Genomic DNA, 414 nt, shown 5'->3' with positions numbered 1-414 from the left:
CAGATCGGCCATGTCCGTGAGCGTCTGCACGCGCTGCGCGAAGAGTTCCTGGAGCGTGTCGCGCGTGCGGTCGAGGGCCAGGTACCCCAGGCCCCCGATGATGACGAGCAGTACCAGGGAAAAGATCGTGCCGAAATACAGGCGCGCGCGTATCGACAGGCGTCCCAGGGTATTCATGGTGTCCTCTACAAACAGTTACACGGGCACATGCAATAACTGCGCCCATCCCGAAGCAGCCTCGTGGGCCGCCGGGGCGCCACTATAGGGCGGCGCACCCAGGCAGCCGGCAGGGAAACCACGGGGTGGCTTTTCCTGCCGGGTTGATCATCGCGCAACACGGGCGTAACCACTGTCGCGTTGGTGGGGCACGGCCCACGCCGCAGGCCCGCTGCCGTCAGGCGGGCTGGATCGGCA

Annotated in this window: 1 protein-coding gene; it reads right to left on the bottom strand. The window is 66.2% G+C overall.

Going from position 1 to position 414, the window contains the following annotated elements; translation table 11 throughout:
- On the bottom strand, nt 1-177 hold a 177-nt coding region (locus tag K9U40_RS24955), incomplete at its 3' end, for a Tar ligand binding domain-containing protein (protein ID WP_432715947.1).
- Between the last annotated feature and the right edge of the window lie 237 nt (nt 178-414).

Origin of the sequence: Xanthobacter autotrophicus (assembly GCF_030015065.1) — a bacterium.
In the GTDB taxonomy this organism is placed as follows: Bacteria; Pseudomonadota; Alphaproteobacteria; order Rhizobiales; family Xanthobacteraceae; genus Xanthobacter; species Xanthobacter autotrophicus_D.
This window is presented reverse-complemented; position numbering and strand designations above follow the sequence as displayed.